Source organism: Streptomyces sp. NPDC020422 (genome assembly GCF_044386705.1).
GTDB lineage: Bacteria > Actinomycetota > Actinomycetes > Streptomycetales > Streptomycetaceae > Streptomyces.
The window spans coordinates 69,014-86,522 of the sequence record NZ_JBIRVJ010000005.1; the positions used below are offsets into that span (position 1 = coordinate 69,014).

Here is a 17,509-nt window from a genome sequence, read left to right on the forward strand (position 1 = left end):
AAGTCCCGCTTTCCGGTCTTGAAACTTACGTATCTCATACGCCGGACGCCAGCGAATTGACGGTGCGCGTCAATCGTCGGGCGTCGTCTAGGCTCGGACGCATGGCCGACGCACCGTACAAGCTGATCCTCCTCCGCCACGGCGAGAGCGAGTGGAACGAGAAGAACCTGTTCACCGGCTGGGTGGACGTGAACCTCACCGCGAAGGGCGAGAAGGAGGCGGCGCGCGGCGGTGAGCTGCTGAAGGACGCCGGCCTGCTGCCCGACGTGCTGCACACCTCCCTCCAGAAGCGCGCCATCCGCACGGCGCAGCTCGCCCTCGAGGCGGCCGACCGGCACTGGATCCCGGTCCACCGCTCGTGGCGCCTGAACGAGCGCCACTACGGTGCGCTGCAGGGCAAGGACAAGGCGCAGACGCTCGCCGAGTTCGGCGAGGAGCAGTTCATGCTGTGGCGCCGCTCGTACGACACCCCGCCGCCGGCCCTGTCGGACGACAGCGAGTTCTCGCAGGCCCACGACGCGCGCTACGCGACGATCCCGCCGGAGCTGCGCCCGCAGACCGAGTGCCTGAAGGACGTCGTCCAGCGGATGCTCCCGTACTGGTACGACGGCATCGTCCCGGACCTGCTGGCCGGCCGCACGGTCCTGGTCGCCGCCCACGGCAACAGCCTGCGCGCCCTGGTGAAGCACCTGGACGGCATCTCGGACGCGGACATCGCGGGCCTGAACATCCCGACGGGCATCCCGCTCGCGTACGAGCTCGACGAGAACTTCAAGCCGCTGAAGCCGGGCGGCACCTACCTCGACCCGGACGCCGCGGCGGCGGCGATCGAGGCCGTGAAGAACCAGGGCAAGAAGTAGTCCTTACCCACGAAAGAGCCCCCTACCTGCGGTTTCTCCGCGAGGAGGGGGCTTCTTCGTGTTCAGTGGCCGTCCGTGGGCCGTCTGTGGGCCGTCAGCGGGGCGGGGCCGTGCGATCTCCGAACTCCGGCTCCTGTTTCCACGCTGCTCTGGCCCCAGCGTCCTGGAGCACCGAGACGGCGGATTGGGCCCGGTTGGCCGACAGCCCCTCAAGGATCCTTACCGGAGCTTGTCGTGTCAGCTCCCGGCTGTGCCACAGGCTGAGCCCGGTCAATCGGTGCACTGCTCGGATCACATCCATCGAGCGCGGCCCGCAGTCGATGAGCACCACCTCATGGGATGGGTCATCGCAGAGCAGCGTGAAGTACTCGGTGGACTCTTCGTCGGCCATCTCGCCCCCGTTCCTCAGCGACGCGGAGCGTATGCGCCCTCGAAGATGGAGGCCACGGCTTTTCTCGTCCGCTCCCGGCTGCTCGGCATGGGCGTACACGCGCAGCGTCAGACCAGGGTCGGAGTGTCCCAGGCACTCCGCTAGCGCGTGCGGCTCCAGATGATGCCTCCGGCAGGGGGCCGCTCAGGCTCCGGGATTGGAGGGGCCGGCCCGCGGGCGGGTGCCGGCTGCCGAATCCGCCCGGCAGCGGACCATCGAGGGGCGGACCTAGGGTGACAGCCATGAGCACGCCACCGATCTGCCCACGTTGTGACCAGGACCGGCTCCACCGCTACCGCTTCAAGAGCGATGGGGCGACCTTCTCCCTGTGCACCGAGTGCGACTCGCTCTGGTGGCCGCAGACGAGGACGGACATCGCCAATGCGTTGTTCCTGGATGATGTCGTGGCAGCCAGGCTTGGTGAGGAAGGCAACCCCTGGACCACCCGTGTGTGGGCCGACGTAATCGAAGCCGTGCCTGACGAAGGCGGTCTGTCCGTCTGATGGCACCACGGCAAGAAGTAACCTTCCCCCCGCTCGAAGCCCCCTCCTGTCGCTCTCGCGACGGGAGGGGGCTTCGTCGTGTGTCCCGAAACGGTGAGATCTGGTGGCTGGATATCGCGTATGGGTGGGGGCGTTGCTACGTTCCGTTCCGGTGGGCGGCCGGGTGGGTCGCCGGTGGGGGAAGGGGAGTGGCGGAATGGACCTCACGCGTTTCGGACCCGTTGGCGTCGTGCTCGCGGCCGTGGCGGTGGCGGCTGTGCTGACGGGGTGCCAGAAGGGCGGCTCGGCGGGTGGGGCGCCGGCCTCGCCGGTGACGGAGGCGCCGACGAGCCGGGCTCCTGTGACGGGGACGCCGACCGGCGAGCCCGCGGAGGAGCCGGTGGTGAAGCCCGCGGTGAAGCCCGCGAAGCCCGCGGTGAAGTCGTCCGAGCCTCCGGCGAGCGCCGCTGAGAAGCCGGCCGCCGAGGCCGGCTGCGTCACCGCCCCGCCCGCGCCGGAGGCCTGGGACCCCGACGAGTTCGCCCTCTACCGCATCGAGGAGCTCCCGGCCGGCACCGGCAAGGTCAACCTCGTGCTGCGCAACGGCGCCTGGGGCTGTGGGGCGGCCGACTCCGACGGCGGCCCCTTCGTGGTGAGCGGTGAGGAGAGCCGCTGGGCGATGGACCAGGCCGCGTACGTGACCGCGACCGACCCCATCGTCGCGAGCACGGAGAACCAGCGGATCGGCGTCCAGGAGCTGATCGACTGGGTGAAGGCGCACCCCGACTCGGGGCTCGTGTTCCGGTACGAGCGGGGCGACGACGGCGCGATCCACCGCCTGGACCAGGTCTTCGTGCCGTAACCGGGGGGTGCGCCCGGGCGGGTGAGGGTGAAACCTTCCGGCTTCGTGGCTGCGCGTGCGGGGCGCGGCGGGTGAGTAGAGCTGCTGGTGACCCTTGCGAACTCACGAAACGAGCACCCCTGTGCGTATCCGGCACTCCCTCGCCGCCGCTTGCGGCGCCCTCGCGCTGACGGCCGTCCTGGCCACCCCGGCCCACGCCGCCACCGGCGACTTCTCCTACACGTTCGTGGGCCAGGACGGCCGGCCGATCGCCGTCACCCTCCACGATCCCCAGAGCCCGGGCTGCGTCCCGCTTCCGGAGGTCGCCGACCCGGGGGCCTCCGAGCCGGCCTTCGCCCCGCACAACGACACGGACGAGTGGGTGATGGTCTTCACCGAGCCCGACTGCACCGGCGACTCCTGGACCCTCCGCCCCCACGGCAGGCCCGCCTCGGACCGCCTGAAGCTCCGCTCGGTCTTCTTCACCGGCCGCCAGTCGGTCTGAGGCCGGCCCCCCGCCCCTCTCGCACGCCTGCGCGATTCGTTACCGTCCAGGCCATGAGCACGTCACCGCGCCTCGAGCCGATCACCCCCGCCACCATCGACGCCGCCCTCGAGCTGCGCGTTCACCCGCACCAGGCGAAGAACGTCGCCCCCGTCGTCCGTTCCCTCGCCGAGGCGTACGCGTACGGGGAGACCGCCTGGCCGCGGCTGGTGTTCGACGGCGAGGAGCTCGTGGGCTTTGTGATGGCGTTCGTCGACATCCAGTGGGACCCGGAGAAGGACCCGGACGACCGGCGCAGCGGGTTGTGGCGGCTCAACATCGGGGCCGCGTGCCAGGGCAAGGGGTACGGACGGTTCGCCGTCGAGGCCGTGCGGGAGGAGCTCGTGCGGCGCGGGGCCGGCGAGATGTACGTGTGCTGGGAGCCGGGGGAGGACGGGCCCGGCGAGTTCTACCGGCGGCTCGGGTTCCGGGAGACCGGGGAGACCGCGGGGGAGCAGGTCGTCGGGATGCTGGCGATCGGCCCCGCGTAGCCGGGAGGCGGGCCCCGCTTCCGCGGGGCCCGCCCCACCCGGTCAGCCTGAGCAGCCCCCGCACTGGCACGGTCCGCCGGACTGGCAGCCGCAGCCGCAGCCCGAGCCGCAGCCGCAGGCGCCGAGGACGGGCAGGAAGGCCGCGTCGCGCGGGGTCTCCTGCTGGGGGTCGGTGATCGGAGCGGATTCGGCCATGGGGTCCCTCCCTGGAAGGCGTACCTCGCCTCTTCCCATTGGATGCCCAGGCGATGCACCCTCCACAGGGCGCATCAGCGGCGCACTGTTGTGCGAACCCCTGATCCGAACGGCTTACGCGCCCTCGACCGGCGACTCCGCCGGCTGGAGCTCGTCCGCGTGCTCACCGGTCACCAGGTAGACCACGCGCTTCGCCACCGACACCGCGTGGTCCGCGAACCGCTCGTAGTAGCGGCCCAGCAGCGTCACGTCCACGGCCGTCTCGATGCCGTGGCGCCAGCGGTCGTCCATCAGGTGCTGGAAGAGCGTCCGGTGCAGCAGGTCCATCTCGTCGTCGTCCTGCTCCAGCTGGAGCGCCAGGTCGACGTCCTTGGTGATGATGACCTCCGCCGCCTTCGCCATCAGGCGCTGCGCCAGCTGCCCCATCTGCAGGATCGTCGCGTGCAGGTCGTTCGGCACCGCGCGGTCCGGGAAGCGCAGCCGCGCCAGCTTCGCCACGTGCTGGGCCAGGTCGCCCGAGCGCTCCAGGTCGGCGCTCATCCGCAGCGAGGTGACCACGATCCGCAGGTCCGTCGCCACCGGCTGCTGCCGGGCGAGCAGTGCTATGGCCCGGGCCTCCAGGTCGTGCTGGAGGTCGTCGACCTTCTGGTCCGCGGCGATCACGCTCTCCGCCAGCTTCAGGTCCGCGTCCAGCATCGCCGTCGTGGCGCGCCCGATCGCCGACCCGACCAGGCGGGCCATCTCGACCAGGCCCTCGCCGATCGAGTCAAGTTCCTCGTGGTACGCGTCCCGCATGGGTGTCCCTCTCTACCTCTACGTCATGCTCCGGGGTCCGGGATCCGGGTGGGTTCCGGGATCGGGGTGGGCTCGGACTCCCACGCTTCCACGTTCGGTGCCGTACGCGTCCGGATCCACCCCCTCACATGAACCGGCACTTTCCCCCAGGTGAACTCTGGGCGACGTACACCGCGGTGTCCACCAGCGCAAATGAACCAGCACCGTCCCCACGGTGAACTCTGGGCGACGACTGTTCGAGCAGCCACTCGGACGGCTGGGAGAGTGTCGGCGGACCCGCATAACCTGGATGCCATGGACGTGAACGCGGCGGTTGCCGCATTGGCCGCGATCGCCGGAGTGTGCACCGGCGTGATCGCCATGCTGGCGTTCCGCTGGAGCGAGCGCGACCACGCGAGACCCACCCGTAGCTCCCTGCACACCGACGCCGTGCTGCCGCCCGGCGTCGACACCGTGCTGTCCGTGCTGCGCTCCTCCGCGGTCGTCCTCGACGAGAGCGACTCGGTGGTCAAGGCCAGCTCGGCGGCGTACGCCCTCGGTCTGGTCCGCGGCGGGAAGCTGGCCGTCGAGCCCATGCTCAACATGGCCCGCGACACCCGCAGGGACGGGGAGATACGCCAGGTCGAGCTGGATCTGCCCCGGCGCGGCACCGGCCGCGGCGAGGCCCTCGCGGTCTCGGCGCGCGTCGCGCCCCTGGGCTCGCGGCTCGTGCTGCTCCTTGTCGAGGACCTCACCGAGGCCCGCCGCATCGAAGCGGTGCGGCGGGACTTCGTGGCCAACGTGAGCCATGAGCTCAAGACGCCCGTGGGTGCGCTCTCGCTGCTCTCCGAGGCCGTCATGGACGCCTCGGACGACCCCGAGGCGGTCACCCGCTTCGCGGGCCGGATGCAGATCGAGGCCACCCGCCTCACCAACCTCGTACAGGAGCTCATCGACCTCTCCCGGGTGCAGAACGACGACCCGCTGGAGGACTCCGAGCCGGTACGGGTGGACGAGCTGGTCGCGGAGGCGATCGACCGCTCCCGGCACACCGCGTCCACCAAGCAGATCACCATGGCCTCCGGAGGCACCGCCGACCTGCACGTCTGGGGCAGCCGCGGCCAGCTCGCCGCCGCCCTCGGCAACCTCGTCGAGAACGCCGTCAACTACTCGCCGGCCCGTACGAGGGTGGGCATCGCCGCCCGCCGCGTCGCGGCCCCCGGCGGGGACCTGATCGAGATAGCCGTGACCGACCAGGGCATCGGCATCTCGGAGAAGGACCGCGAGCGGATCTTCGAGCGCTTCTACCGCGTCGACCCGGCCCGCTCCCGTGCCACCGGCGGCACGGGGCTCGGCCTGGCCATCGTCAAGCACGTGGCCGCCTCGCACGGCGGGGAGGTCACGGTCTGGAGCACCGAAGGCCAGGGCTCCACCTTCACCCTGCGGCTGCCCGAGGCGGGCTCCGCACGGCGGAGCCGCGGCTCCGACGCCGGAGCCGAGGCGGACCTGGACTCCGACTTCGACCCGGACTTCGACTCGGCGTTCGACGCCGCTCCCGGCGGCCCCGCCGCCTCCCCCACCCCCGATCTCATGACCGAACCGCTCCCCGCCCCGGAGGTCCTTCCGTGACCCGAGTGCTTGTCGTCGAGGATGAGGAATCCTTCAGCGACGCCCTGTCGTACATGCTCCGCAAGGAGGGCTTCGAGGTCGCCGTCGCGGCGACCGGGCCCGACGGCCTCGACGAGTTCGAGCGCAACGGAGCGGATCTCGTCCTCCTCGACCTGATGCTGCCGGGTCTGCCCGGTACCGAGGTGTGCCGCCAGCTGCGCGGCCGCTCGAACGTCCCGGTCATCATGGTGACCGCCAAGGACAGTGAGATCGACAAGGTCGTCGGCCTGGAGATAGGAGCCGACGACTACGTGACGAAGCCCTTCTCCTCGCGGGAGCTGGTCGCCCGCATCCGCGCGGTCCTGCGCCGCCGCGGCGAGCCGGAGGAGGTCACCCCCGCGGCCCTGGAGGCGGGCCCGGTCCGCATGGACGTCGACCGCCACGTGGTCACCGTCGCGGGCGGCAAGGTCGACCTGCCCCTGAAGGAGTTCGACCTCCTGGAGATGCTCCTGCGCAACGCGGGCCGCGTCCTCACCCGCATGCAGCTCATCGACCGCGTGTGGGGCGCGGACTACGTGGGCGACACCAAGACCCTCGACGTCCACGTGAAGCGCCTCCGGGCGAAGATCGAGCCGGATCCCGGTGCGCCGAGGTATCTGGTGACGGTGCGCGGTCTGGGCTACAAGTTCGAGCCGTAGGCCTTGGTCGGCCCCTCTCGGCGGACGGAGTCCGGCGCGGCGTCTCGAAGCCTGTGAGGCCCCCAGGGGCCGAGCGGTGCGAGGGGCGCGGTGCGGGCGGGGGGTCGAGCCGGACCCGGGTGCGCCGAGGTATCTGGTGACGGTGCGCGGTCTGGGCTACAAGTTCGAGCCGTGGGGCCCGGACCCCCGGTGTCGCGTCTGCACGGTAAACGAAAGGGGCGCCCCCTCCTTGGCGGAGGGGGCGCCCCTTTCGTGCGCTCCGGTGGCTCAGTGGCCGGCCGCGTGCGTGGCCTCGCCCGACGGCGTGGCCGTGCCCGTGGGGGTGGTGGTCGCGGAGGCCGTCGGCGGGGTCGCCGGGGCCTGCGGGAGCTCGGTGGGGCCGAACTCCTTGAAGTAGCTGTGCGCCGGGACGACGAAGGCGCTCAGGCCCACGTCGCCGGTCTTGCTCAGCTTGAAGACGACCTTCTGGGCGTCGCCGTTCTTGGCCTCGCGCAGGCCGCCCTCGATGGTGGCGGACGCGTTGCCCTTGCCGCCGATGACGACGGAGCCGCCGGCCGGGACGACGATCGGGCCGTTGCCCTCGGCCGCCTTCAGCTTCACGGTGCCGACGGTGCCCGGCAGGGTGATCGAGTCGAGGGTCTGGCGGGTGAGGCCGTTGTTGAAGACCGTCGCGGAGACGACGGCGGGGCCCACGGCGCCGGGGTCGGGCTGGGTGATCACGAGCGCGTTCTGGATCTTGACGTCGTCCACCGTGACGGCGGCGTTGTCCGGCCGGATGCCGAGCGTCTGTGCGTCGTTGCCCGCGCCACAGGCGGACAGCGAGGCGATCGAGATCACGATGGCGGTGGCGGCGAGGGCGCCGCGTCGAAGGCTGCGGCTCACGGCGGCGGCAACTCCTAGGACGAACGGACAGGCTAAGGACGGGCTAAAGGTGTGTCAGCGGGGCTTAGGTTACCGAGCCTCACTCTCCGTCCCGCACCCGACCCGCCCCTAGGCGTCGGCGGGGTCCCCGCGCCGCCCCTCTCCGTACCGTCATGAACACGCCGACATGGCCGGATCACGCCCCATTGACCTGCCGTTCACATAACCGTCGTGATCAATTCGGCCGCCGCCCCGCATTCCGTCCGCCCGCTCTCCGGAAAATTCGCCGCGGCGCCCGGTGATCAATTCCGGGAATCGATCGCTTGAGTACGCTGGGATGCATCCGTACGGGTGGCCGATCCTCGAACGGAGTACGTGAAGAGGGCCACACCGAACCGGTCAAAACGGGGCATCGACCCTCCGTCGAGGCCTCCCCGACAGGTGTAACGTGCGCGTTTCTCTGCGTCCGCGCAGCCGCTCCGACCTGCGAATACCGCCTTCCGGAAGCCCGCCGCAGCACGTCCGCCGCGCTGTTGTCAAGCCCCGAGATATGCCCTGACCTGCGAAAACGCCATTCAGAAGAAGCCGTATCCGTGTTACCCTGGATAGCCACGGAAGGGGTACCTGTCACATGACGTTCAAGGTTGGCGACACCGTGGTCTATCCCCATCACGGGGCCGCGCTGATCGAGGCCATCGAAACTCGCCAGATCAAAGGCGTGGACAAGACCTACTTGGTGCTCAAGGTCGCGCAGGGCGACCTGACGGTTCGTGTGCCGGCGGACAATGCGGAGTTCGTCGGTGTTCGCGATGTGGTCGGTCAGGATGGGCTTGACCGGGTCTTCGAGGTGCTGCGTGCGCCGTACGCCGAGGAGCCCACGAACTGGTCGCGCCGTTACAAGGCAAATCTGGAGAAGCTCGCCTCCGGCGACGTCATCAAGGTCGCCGAAGTGGTGCGCGACCTGTGGCGCCGCGAGCGGGAGCGTGGCCTCTCCGCAGGCGAGAAGCGCATGCTCGCCAAGGCTCGCCAGATCCTGGTGAGCGAGCTCGCTCTCGCGGAGAATACCAACGAGGACAAGGCCGAGGCCCTGCTCGACGAGGTGCTCGCCTCCTGACGCCTGCGCTCTGAGCGCCGGCGTACAGCCATGCTCATCACCCATGCCGCGGTGCCCGCCGACGCGCTGTGAATCCCATCGATGACTTCATCGGTGCCACAGTGCCGTCGCCGGGCACCGCGGCATGTTCGTCTCTCTTCTCCCGACCCCCTGCACCTACCCGTACCCGGGCACCCGCCCGTGCCGCTTTCGCAAGGCGACGCCCCGACCGTCGTCACGGAAAGGGCCCGGTCGAGGCGTCGCAACAAGCTAGTTGACGCCATACCCACGTCGCCCGCGGAAACAAACCTGCCGGAGTGCAACCGATGTCAGACGAAGCGCGTCCTTCACGCACCGCCGTGGTGATCCCCGCGGCCGGCCGGGGCGTACGGCTCGGCCCGGGCGCCCCCAAGGCGCTCCGCGCGCTGAACGGCACCCCCATCCTCATCCACGCCGTCCGGGCGATGGCCGCCTCCCGCGCGGTGTCCCTGGTGGTCGTGGTCGCACCCCCCGACGGCGCCGCCGAGGTCAAGAACCTCCTCGACACCCACGCCCTGCCGGAGCGCACCGACTACGTCGTCGTCCCCGGCGGCGACACCCGCCAGGAGTCCGTGCGGCTCGGGCTCGACGCCGTCCCCGACGACGTCGGCATCGTCCTCGTCCACGACGCGGCCCGCCCCCTCGTGCCCGTCGACACCGTCGACGCCGTGATCGAGGCGGTACGGGACGGGGCCGTCGCCGTCGTCCCGGCCATGCCCGTCGCCGACACCGTCAAGGAGGTCGAGCCGGCCGAGAAGCCGGGCGACCCCGAGCAGGTCGTCGCCACCCCGGTCCGCGCCCGGCTGCGCGCCGTGCAGACCCCGCAGGGCTTCGACCGCGACACGCTCGTCAACGCCCACGCGACCGTCGCCCTCACCGGGGAGGGCGCCACCGACGACGCCGGCATGGTCGAGAAGCTCGGCGCGCCCGTCGTCGTCGTGCCCGGCCACGAAGAGGCCTTCAAGGTGACCCGCCCGCTCGACCTCGTCCTCGCCGAGGCCGTACTCGCCCGCAGGAGGGCCAACGATGGGTTCTGAGACCCGCCCCCAGCTCCCCGTCCTTCCCCGCACCGGGATCGGCACCGACGTCCACGCCTTCGAGGAGGGCCGCGAGCTGTGGTGCGCCGGCCTGCTCTGGGACGGCGCCGACAGCGACGGGTACGGGCTCGCCGGGCACTCCGACGGTGACGTCGCCGCCCACGCCGCCTGCGACGCCCTCTTCTCCGCCGCCGGCGTCGGCGACCTCGGCGCCCACTTCGGCACCTCCCGGCCCGAGTGGTCCGGCGCCTCCGGCGTCACCCTGCTCGCCGAGGCGGCCCGGATCGTCCGCGCCGAGGGGTACGAGATCGGCAACATCGCCGTCCAGGTCGTCGGCGTCCGCCCCAAGATCGGCAAGCGCCGCGACGAGGCCCAGAAGGCGCTGAGCGAGGCGGCCGGGGCGCCCGTCTCCGTCTCCGGCACCACCACCGACGGGCTCGGCCTCACCGGCCGCGCCGAGGGCCTGGCCGCCCTCGCGACCGCCCTCGTCTACCCCGTACGCACTCCGTAATCGGCCGCGCGGGCGGAAAAAAGGCGCTCCGCGTCCGGGAATCGGGCGCGGGGCACTGCCGCCCGCCCACTACCCTGGTCTCGTGACCATTCGCCTGTACGACACCAGCGCCCGGCAGATCCGTGACTTCACCCCGCTCACGCCGGGCTGTGTCTCGATCTACCTCTGTGGCGCGACCGTGCAGGCCGCCCCGCACATCGGGCACATCCGCTCGGGGCTGAACTTCGACATCATGCGCCGCTGGTTCGCGTACCGCGGCTACGACGTCACGTTCATCCGCAACGTCACCGACATCGACGACAAGATCATCAACAAGGGCGCCGACCAGGGCCGCCCCTGGTGGTCCATCGGCTACGAGAACGAGCGCGCGTTCAACGACGGCTACCAGGCCCTCGGTTGCCTGCCGCCGAGCTACGAGCCGCGCGCCACCGGCCACGTGCCGGAGATGATCGAGATGATGCGCGGCCTCATCGAGCGCGGCCACGCCTACGAGGCGGACGGCAGCGTCTACTTCGACGTGCGCTCCTTCCCGGGCTACCTGGAGCTGTCCAACCAGGACATCGACGACCTGCGCCAGCCCGACGAGGGCGTCTCCGGCAAGCGGGACCCGCGCGACTTCGCCATGTGGAAGGCGACCAAGCCGGGCGAGCCCGACTGGGAGACCCCGTGGGGCCGCGGCCGTCCTGGCTGGCACCTGGAGTGCTCGGCGATGGCCCACAAGTACCTGGGCTCCGCGTTCGACATCCACGGCGGCGGCCTCGACCTGATCTTCCCGCACCACGAGAACGAGATCGCCCAGGCCAAGGCCTTCGGCGACTCGTTCGCGCAGTACTGGGTGCACAACGCCTGGGTCACCATGAGCGGCGAGAAGATGTCGAAGTCGCTCGGCAACTCGGTGCTCGTCTCCGAGATGGTGAAGAACTGGCGCCCGATCGTCCTGCGCTACTACCTGGGCACCCCGCACTACCGCTCGATGATCGAGTACAGCGAGGAGTCCCTGCGCGAGGCCGAGTCGGCCTTCGCCCGCATCGAGGGCTTCGTCCAGCGCGCCACCGAGAAGGCCGGGGCGCCCGTCGCCCCCGCCGCCGAGGTGCCGCCCGCCTTCGCCGAGGCGATGGACGACGACCTGGGCGTGCCGCACGCGCTGGCGATCATCCACACCACCGTCCGCCAGGGCAACAGCGCGCTGGCCGCGGACGACAAGGACGAGGCCATCGCGCGCCTCGCCGAGGTGCGCGCCATGCTCGGCGTCCTCGGTCTGGACCCGCTCGACCCGCACTGGGCCGAGGAGTCCGGGGGCGGCGAGGAGCTGCACGGCGCCGTCGACACCCTCGTACGGCTCGTGCTCCAGCAGCGCGAGTCGGCGCGGGAGCGCAAGGACTGGGCGACCGCGGACGCCATCCGCGACCAGCTGACCCAGTCCGGGCTCGCGATCGAGGACAGCCCCGACGGCCCCCGCTGGTCGCTCGGCAACCGCTAGACGCTGTGAAATGTGCCGTCCGGGCCTCCGGGCGGCACACTTCAGTTAGCAGACACACAGACTTACGTACGCAACGCAGGCTTGCGTACGCACGCAGGCAGAGGAAACAGGTAGTCATGGCCGGGAACAGCCAGCGCAGGAACCGCCGCACGTCCAACAAGAAGGGCGCCACGGTCGGCAGCGGTGGCCAGCGGCGCAAGGGCCTCGAGGGCAAGGGCCCCACGCCCAAGGCCGAGGACCGCAAGGGCCACAAGGCCTTCCGCGTCTCCAACGCGATGGCCCGGCAGGCCGCCAAGCGCCGTCCCGCCCCGCGCCGCGGCGGCCCCAAGGGCCAGTCCGAGATGGTCGTCGGCCGCAACCCGGTCTTCGAGGCGCTGCGCGACGGCGTGCCCGCGACGACGCTGTACGTGCAGCAGTTCATCGACAACGACGAGCGGGTCCGCGAGGCCCTCCAGCTCGCCGGTGCGCGCGGCAACGTCAACCTGATGGAGGCCCCGCGCCCCGAGCTGGACCGGATGACCAACGGTCTCAACCACCAGGGCCTCGTCCTGCAGGTCCCGCCGTACGAGTACGCGCACCCCGAGGACCTCACCGACGCCGCGTACGACAACGGCGAGGACCCGCTGATCGTCGCCCTGGACGGCGTCACCGACCCGCGCAACCTCGGTGCGATCGTCCGCTCCGTCTCCGCCTTCGGCGGCCACGGCGTGGTCATCCCCGAGCGCCGTGCCGCCGGCATGACCGCCGGCGCCTGGAAGACCTCGGCCGGCACCGCCGCCCGTACCCCGGTCGCCCGGGTCACCAACCTGACCCGCGCCCTGCAGGAGTACAAGAAGGCCGGCATCACCGTCGTCGGTCTCGCCGCCGAGGGCACGCACGAGGTGCAGGACCTGGAGGCGCTCGCCGGCCCGGTCGTCATCGTCGTCGGCTCCGAGGGCAAGGGCCTCGGGCGCCTCGTCGGCGAGAACTGCGACTACCTGGTGCGCATCCCGATGCCGGGCGGCGCCGAGTCGCTGAACGCCGGTGTCGCGGCGGGCGTCGTGCTCTACGAGGCGGCGCGCCGCCGGATGCGCTGACCCGAACGGGGGACAAGCCCCGGCCGTGATCTTGACGGGCCTCGGACATTTGCGAGCCGTCAAGGCAGTGTCCTAAACGCACATCACTCGGTTAGATGAGTGTGGACACCAGAACGCCCCGGCCGGGGTTCGACGATCAGCCCGCGCTGAGCATGGTCAAGGTGGATTCCGATCCCGCCCAGGTGATCGTGAACCACGCCAGCTTCCGTGTGCGGCTCGCGCCGGCCCAACAGCCGAAGTTCGCCGCGAACCCCCGTATCGCCGCCCTCGCCGGAGCGGCGGCGGGTGCCGGGGCGGGCGCCCCGCGCCGCCGGCCCGTCGTATGGAGCGGGAAGTCCGCGCCCGGCGCGACCGGTCTGCTCCAGGCGGTGCGCGAGTCCTCGGGCGCCGCCGCCTCGTCGGTCTCCACCCTGGAGCCGACCACGCAGACCATCCCCCGCATCGACGACACGATGCCCACCCCGGTGGTGCCCGCCGGTCCCGCCGCCCCGCTGCTGCCGCCGATGCGGCGCGCCGAGGGCGCGTTCGACGAGGTCTACGCGCTCGACCCGGACGCCCACGACGAGGCCGGGCCCGACGCCCGCTCGTCGCACCGGCACGGCGCGGACCCGGTGCGGCACGCCTACTACCCGGGCCGCCGGATGAACCTCGGCGTGGTGCTGCTCCCGCTGCGGGTCTTCCTCGGCTTCATCTCCATCTACGCGGGCATGGGCAAGCTCTGCGACCCCGTCTACTTCGACGGCGGCGAGCGCGGCTCGATGGTCAAGTGGCTCAACTCGCTGCACCCCTGGGCGCTCGCCGAGCCGCTGCGCGACTTCGCCCTCCAGCACCCGGTGGGCGCGGGCCTCACCGTCGCCTTCCTCCAGGTCGTCGTCGGTGTGCTCACCGTCCTCGGCCTGTGGCAGCGGGTCGCCGCCGTGGTCGGCGCGCTGCTGTCGGCCGCACTGATCCTGACCGTCAGCTGGAAGACCGTCCCGGTCTACGACTCGGCGGACATCATCTACCTGGCCGCCTGGTCGCCGCTGATCATCGCGGGCGCCCCGGTCTACTCGATCGACGGCCGGCTCGCCGGGGAGGCCTGGCGGACCCTCGGGCCGCGCTCCGAGCTGTGGCAGCTGCGCCGCCGGGTGCTGCGGCGCGGCTCGATCCTCGCCGCCGTGGTCGTCGGGCTCACGCTGCTCGTCGGCTCGATGCTCGGCGGGGCCGTGCGCTCGACGCAGATGGTCACCGTGCCGGGTCCGGACGACGACCCGATCAACCACCTGCCCGGCCAGCCGCTGCCGAAGGAGCCGGGCGCGACCGGCCCGTCCCGCAAGCAGTCGAAGAGCCCGGAGCCCTCGGCGACGACCGGGGCGAGCGGCGAGGACGAGCAGGACGAGAAGACGGCGGAGCCGTCGCAGTCGAGCCGGGAGACCCGCCGCAGCGAGCGGACGAGCCCGACGGCGACCCAGGGCAGCGGCACCCGCACGCCGAGCCAGACGCGTACGACGTCCCCGTCGTCCACCACGAGCTCCGGCTCGGGCTCCGGCGGCTCCGGGGGCTCGGGCGGCACGAGCGGCACGCCGAGCACGGGCAGCGGCAGCGGCTCGACGGACGGTTCGTCGACGGCCGGGCCGCGGAACCCGATCGGCGGGCTGCTGGGCTGAGGGAGCCGTACGCAAGGCCGTACGGCGTACGGAAGGGCCCCTGGTGTCGAGGGACACCAGGGGCCCTTCGCGTACGGCTACGCCTGGGCGGCGAGTTCCTTGGCCGCCTCGGTGAGGTCCTTGGCGGTGTCGATGGCCCGCCAGTAGGCGCCGTGGGGCAGCGGGAAGCCCGCCAGGCGCCGTTCCCGGGCGAGGCGGGGGAAGGTGGTGCGCTCGTGGTCGCCGCGTTCCGGCAGCAGCTCGGTGAAGGCGGCGGAGAAGACGTACACGCCCGCGTTGATGAGGTACGGGGAGGGCGGCGCCTCGATGAAGTCGGTGATGTGCCCGAACGCGTCGGTCTCGACGGCGCCCCACGGGATCCGGGGGCGGGCGAGGGCGAGGGTGGCGTCGGCGTCGCGCTCCTGGTGGAACTCGGCCATCTCGCGCAGCGAGAAGCGGGTCCAGATGTCGCCGTTGGTGGCGTACCAGGGCTTGCCGGGCTCCGGCAGGTGTTCGGCGGCGTACTTCAGGCCGCCACCGCGGCCCAGGGGTTCCGACTCGACGACGGTCGTCACCTTGAGCGGCAGCTCGGTGCCCTCCAGCCACTCCTGGAGCACCTCGGCCAGATGGCCACAGGAGATGACGACGTCCGTCACTCCCTCGGCGGCGAGCCAGGACAGCTGATGGCCGATGATCGGGGTCCCGGTGCCCGGGATCTCGACCATCGGCTTGGGGCGGTCGTCGGTGTAAGGGCGCAGCCGCGAGCCCTGGCCGCCCGCCAGGACCACGGCCTGCGTCGGGGAGGTATGCATACCGGGAACGATATGCGCACGGGCGGTGCCGGGCTCCCTCAGCTCGCGTGCATCACGCCGGAGGCGAAGGAGGTGTCGCAGACCGGGCGGGAGTAGGACTGGGCGCGCGCGGGGCCGTAGTGGCGCACGGCGGCGGCGCCGAGGGACTTGGCGATGGACATGCAGTGCCGGGCGAGCGACGGGCGCTGCTCCACCTCGCGCTGGAGGTGGGTGAGGGCCGTGCCGGGGTCCTTCTCCTGAAGCTCTGCGAGGAGCTGGTCGCGCAGAATATCCTGCGGGGCGCGGGACTTGGCGCGGGTGGAGACGTCCGCGGACGCGGCGGTCAGCAGCGTGGAGTCGGACCCGTGGCCGGCCCACGGAACGGCGGACACCGCGAGCGTTCCGGAGAGCACCAGGACAACGGGCAGGACGAGGGCGAGAGAGCGGCCGATTCGGCGGGCAGTGTGCGTCACGCAGGCGAGCGTAGCGGCCGGTAGTGATATGGCGACATTTAGTCACTCTCGCGAGGGATGGTTCGAGGCGTCTTTTCGAATCCCGTGTTGACGCCGGGGGGTGTTCGGGGGCCCGCTTGCCCAGTTCTGCCGGGGTTTTCACCAAGTCGCGGTTTCATGCCCCCAGTACGCGAACGGCCCCGCCCCCGCAAGCGGGGACGGGGCCGTCGGAGCCGTCGGGAGCCGTCGGCGGCCGGCGGGGCGTCAGTCGGAGAGACGCTCGCCGGTCGAGGTCGAGAAGACGTGCAGCTCGGCGGAGCGGGGCACGACCTGGAGCGTGGAGCCCTTGGCCGGGACGTCGCGGCCGCCGACGCGGACCACCAGGTCCTTGTCCTCGCCGCCGACGCGGGTGGAGCCGTAGACGAAGCCGTCGGAGCCGAGCTCCTCGACCACGTTGACGGTCACGGCGAGGCCGTCCTTGCTGGTCGCGCTCTGGACGTCGAAGTGCTCGGGGCGGACGCCGACGGTGACGGTGGTGTCGCCCTTGGCGGAGGCGGCGGCGATGGCGTCACGGGAGACCGGGACGATGCTGTTGCCGAACTTCACGCCGCCGTCGGTGATCGGGACCTCGACCAGGTTCATGGCGGGCGAGCCGATGAAGCCGGCGACGAAGAGGTTGGCGGGCTTGTCGTACATGTTGCGCGGGGTGTCGACCTGCTGGAGCAGACCGTCCTTGAGGACGGCGACACGGTCGCCCATGGTGAGGGCCTCGGTCTGGTCGTGCGTCACGTACACGGTGGTGATGCCGAGGCGGCGCTGCAGGCTCGCGATCTGCGTACGGGTCGAGACGCGGAGCTTGGCGTCCAGGTTGGACAGCGGCTCGTCCATGAGGAAGACCTGCGGCTCGCGCACGATGGCGCGGCCCATGGCGACACGCTGGCGCTGACCGCCGGAGAGCGCCTTCGGCTTGCGGTCCAGGTACTCGGTGAGGTCGAGGATCTTCGCGGCCTCTTCGACCTTGGCGCGGATCTCGCTCTTGTTGACGCCGGCGATCTTGAGCGCGAAGCCCATGTTGTCGGCGACGGTCATGTGCGGGTAGAGCGCGTAGTTCTGGAACACCATGGCGATGTCCCGGTCCTTCGGGGGCAGGTGCGTGACGTCGCGGTCGCCGATGCGGATGGCACCGGTGGTGACGTCCTCCAGGCCGGCGAGCATGCGCAGCGAGGTCGACTTGCCACAGCCGGAGGGGCCGACGAGAACGAGGAACTCGCCGTCGGCGATCTCGATCTCCAGCTCGTTGACGGAGGGCTTTTCGGCGCCGGGGTAGACCAGGGTCGCCTTGTCGTAGGTGACGGAAGCCATGGTGATGTGTCCCTTCACCGGCAGGAACGTGCCGGACGATCCGAGTAAAGGAAGGATTGAGGTCTAGTCCACCTGGGTGAACCGGGGGTGACGCTACCCGGCGCCGCGGCATCTGTCAGCACCCCGGGGTACGTGAGATTTCCGACCACCCCCGCTCGGCCGTTCGTTACACTGCACTCGCTGCCTCCTTAGCTCAGCTGGCCAGAGCACCGCTCTTGTAAAGCGGGGGTCGTCGGTTCGAACCCGACAGGGGGCTCGT

Annotated in this window: 20 protein-coding genes and 1 tRNA gene; 14 read left to right on the top strand and 7 right to left on the bottom strand. The window is 71.2% G+C overall.

The features are described from left to right. Window positions 1–101: 101 nt before the first annotated feature. Complete coding sequence (locus tag ACH414_RS14415) at window positions 102–860, top strand: phosphoglyceromutase (protein WP_382533184.1); 759 nt, start codon at window positions 102–104, stop codon at window positions 858–860. A gap of 94 nt (window positions 861–954) precedes the next feature. On the opposite strand, the gene ACH414_RS14420 is transcribed toward ACH414_RS14415, so the two are convergent. After that, window positions 955–1,251: a ribosomal protein L7/L12 gene (locus ACH414_RS14420; RefSeq protein ID WP_386565605.1), complete on the bottom strand. Its 297-nt coding sequence runs from the start codon at window positions 1,249–1,251 to the stop codon at window positions 955–957. A 281-nt stretch (window positions 1,252–1,532) separates the two neighbouring features. Here ACH414_RS14420 and ACH414_RS14425 point away from each other — a divergent pair, with 281 nt between their 5' ends. The 4 genes from ACH414_RS14425 to ACH414_RS14440 all read left to right on the top strand — a co-directional run bounded on the left by ACH414_RS14425 (window position 1,533) and on the right by ACH414_RS14440 (window position 3,648). Continuing rightward, window positions 1,533–1,793 (top strand): hypothetical protein, encoded by a 261-nt coding sequence (locus ACH414_RS14425; RefSeq protein ID WP_382533181.1) that lies wholly within the window; start codon window positions 1,533–1,535, stop codon window positions 1,791–1,793. Window positions 1,794–1,989: 196 nt separating this feature from the next. Further along, complete coding sequence (locus ACH414_RS14430; RefSeq protein WP_398941989.1) at window positions 1,990–2,634, top strand: hypothetical protein; 645 nt, start codon at window positions 1,990–1,992, stop codon at window positions 2,632–2,634. 121 nt (window positions 2,635–2,755) lie between these two features. Then, window positions 2,756–3,118, top strand: coding sequence for a hypothetical protein (locus tag ACH414_RS14435; RefSeq protein WP_382533177.1), 363 nt, complete (start codon window positions 2,756–2,758; stop codon window positions 3,116–3,118). Between the two features lie 53 nt (window positions 3,119–3,171). Next, the gene (locus ACH414_RS14440) at window positions 3,172–3,648 is read left to right on the top strand and encodes a GNAT family N-acetyltransferase (RefSeq protein ID WP_386565601.1); all 477 of its coding nucleotides are present in this window, start codon (window positions 3,172–3,174) and stop codon (window positions 3,646–3,648) included. Window positions 3,649–3,690: 42 nt separating this feature from the next. Here the strand turns inward: ACH414_RS14440 and ACH414_RS14445 are convergent, their stop codons facing one another. Further along, window positions 3,691–3,843, bottom strand: a complete 153-nt coding sequence (locus ACH414_RS14445; protein WP_382533173.1) for a hypothetical protein — start codon at window positions 3,841–3,843, stop codon at window positions 3,691–3,693. 114 nt (window positions 3,844–3,957) lie between these two features. Further along, window positions 3,958–4,638: a phosphate signaling complex protein PhoU gene (phoU, locus tag ACH414_RS14450; protein WP_382533171.1), complete on the bottom strand. Its 681-nt coding sequence runs from the start codon at window positions 4,636–4,638 to the stop codon at window positions 3,958–3,960. 294 nt (window positions 4,639–4,932) lie between these two features. On the opposite strand from phoU, the gene ACH414_RS14455 reads away from it, so the two are divergent. Both ACH414_RS14455 and ACH414_RS14460 read left to right on the top strand, forming a co-directional pair. Continuing rightward, entirely contained in the window at window positions 4,933–6,246 is a 1,314-nt protein-coding gene (locus ACH414_RS14455) for a sensor histidine kinase (protein ID WP_382533169.1), read from the top strand. Further along, window positions 6,243–6,923: a response regulator transcription factor gene (locus ACH414_RS14460; protein ID WP_015035162.1), complete on the top strand. Its 681-nt coding sequence runs from the start codon at window positions 6,243–6,245 to the stop codon at window positions 6,921–6,923. Before ACH414_RS14455 ends, ACH414_RS14460 begins: the two co-directional genes overlap by 4 nt. Window positions 6,924–7,190: 267 nt before the next feature. Here the strand turns inward: ACH414_RS14460 and ACH414_RS14465 are convergent, their stop codons facing one another. Then, a complete protein-coding gene (locus ACH414_RS14465) occupies window positions 7,191–7,805 on the bottom strand; it encodes a DUF461 domain-containing protein (protein ID WP_386565594.1) in 615 nt (204 codons plus the stop codon). A gap of 610 nt (window positions 7,806–8,415) precedes the next feature. Here ACH414_RS14465 and ACH414_RS14470 point away from each other — a divergent pair. The 6 genes from ACH414_RS14470 (at window position 8,416) to ACH414_RS14495 (ending at window position 14,666) form a co-directional block, all read left to right on the top strand. Next, complete coding sequence (locus tag ACH414_RS14470) at window positions 8,416–8,898, top strand: CarD family transcriptional regulator (RefSeq protein WP_003953493.1); 483 nt, start codon at window positions 8,416–8,418, stop codon at window positions 8,896–8,898. A 305-nt stretch (window positions 8,899–9,203) separates the two neighbouring features. Beyond that, on the top strand, window positions 9,204–9,953 hold the full coding sequence (gene ispD / locus ACH414_RS14475) for a 2-C-methyl-D-erythritol 4-phosphate cytidylyltransferase (RefSeq protein ID WP_386565592.1): 750 nt from the start codon (window positions 9,204–9,206) through the stop codon (window positions 9,951–9,953). Next, complete coding sequence (gene ispF / locus ACH414_RS14480; RefSeq protein ID WP_382533163.1) at window positions 9,943–10,464, top strand: 2-C-methyl-D-erythritol 2,4-cyclodiphosphate synthase; 522 nt, start codon at window positions 9,943–9,945, stop codon at window positions 10,462–10,464. The genes ispD and ispF overlap by 11 nt, the downstream gene beginning before the upstream one ends. An 82-nt stretch (window positions 10,465–10,546) precedes the next feature. Continuing rightward, a complete protein-coding gene (gene cysS, locus ACH414_RS14485) occupies window positions 10,547–11,944 on the top strand; it encodes a cysteine--tRNA ligase (RefSeq protein ID WP_382533161.1) in 1,398 nt (465 codons plus the stop codon). 116 nt (window positions 11,945–12,060) lie between these two features. After that, complete coding sequence (rlmB, locus tag ACH414_RS14490; RefSeq protein WP_382533159.1) at window positions 12,061–13,020, top strand: 23S rRNA (guanosine(2251)-2'-O)-methyltransferase RlmB; 960 nt, start codon at window positions 12,061–12,063, stop codon at window positions 13,018–13,020. 95 nt (window positions 13,021–13,115) lie between these two features. Continuing rightward, window positions 13,116–14,666 carry a DoxX family membrane protein gene (locus tag ACH414_RS14495; RefSeq protein ID WP_398941992.1) on the top strand — a complete coding sequence of 517 codons (1,551 nt, stop codon included), beginning with the start codon at window positions 13,116–13,118 and terminating at the stop codon, window positions 14,664–14,666. A 77-nt stretch (window positions 14,667–14,743) separates the two neighbouring features. Here ACH414_RS14495 and ACH414_RS14500 read toward each other — a convergent pair whose 3' ends face one another. From ACH414_RS14500 to ACH414_RS14510, 3 genes are all read right to left on the bottom strand, one after another. Beyond that, window positions 14,744–15,457, bottom strand: a complete 714-nt coding sequence (locus ACH414_RS14500; protein ID WP_382533155.1) for an NDP-sugar synthase — start codon at window positions 15,455–15,457, stop codon at window positions 14,744–14,746. 38 nt (window positions 15,458–15,495) lie between these two features. Beyond that, entirely contained in the window at window positions 15,496–15,909 is a 414-nt protein-coding gene (locus ACH414_RS14505; RefSeq protein WP_382533153.1) for a hypothetical protein, read from the bottom strand. 243 nt (window positions 15,910–16,152) lie between these two features. After that, window positions 16,153–17,250, bottom strand: coding sequence for an ABC transporter ATP-binding protein (locus ACH414_RS14510; protein ID WP_382533151.1), 1,098 nt, complete (start codon window positions 17,248–17,250; stop codon window positions 16,153–16,155). Between the two features lie 182 nt (window positions 17,251–17,432). Here ACH414_RS14510 and ACH414_RS14515 point away from each other — a divergent pair. Beyond that, window positions 17,433–17,506, top strand: a tRNA-Thr gene (locus ACH414_RS14515). Window positions 17,507–17,509 lie beyond the last annotated feature (3 nt).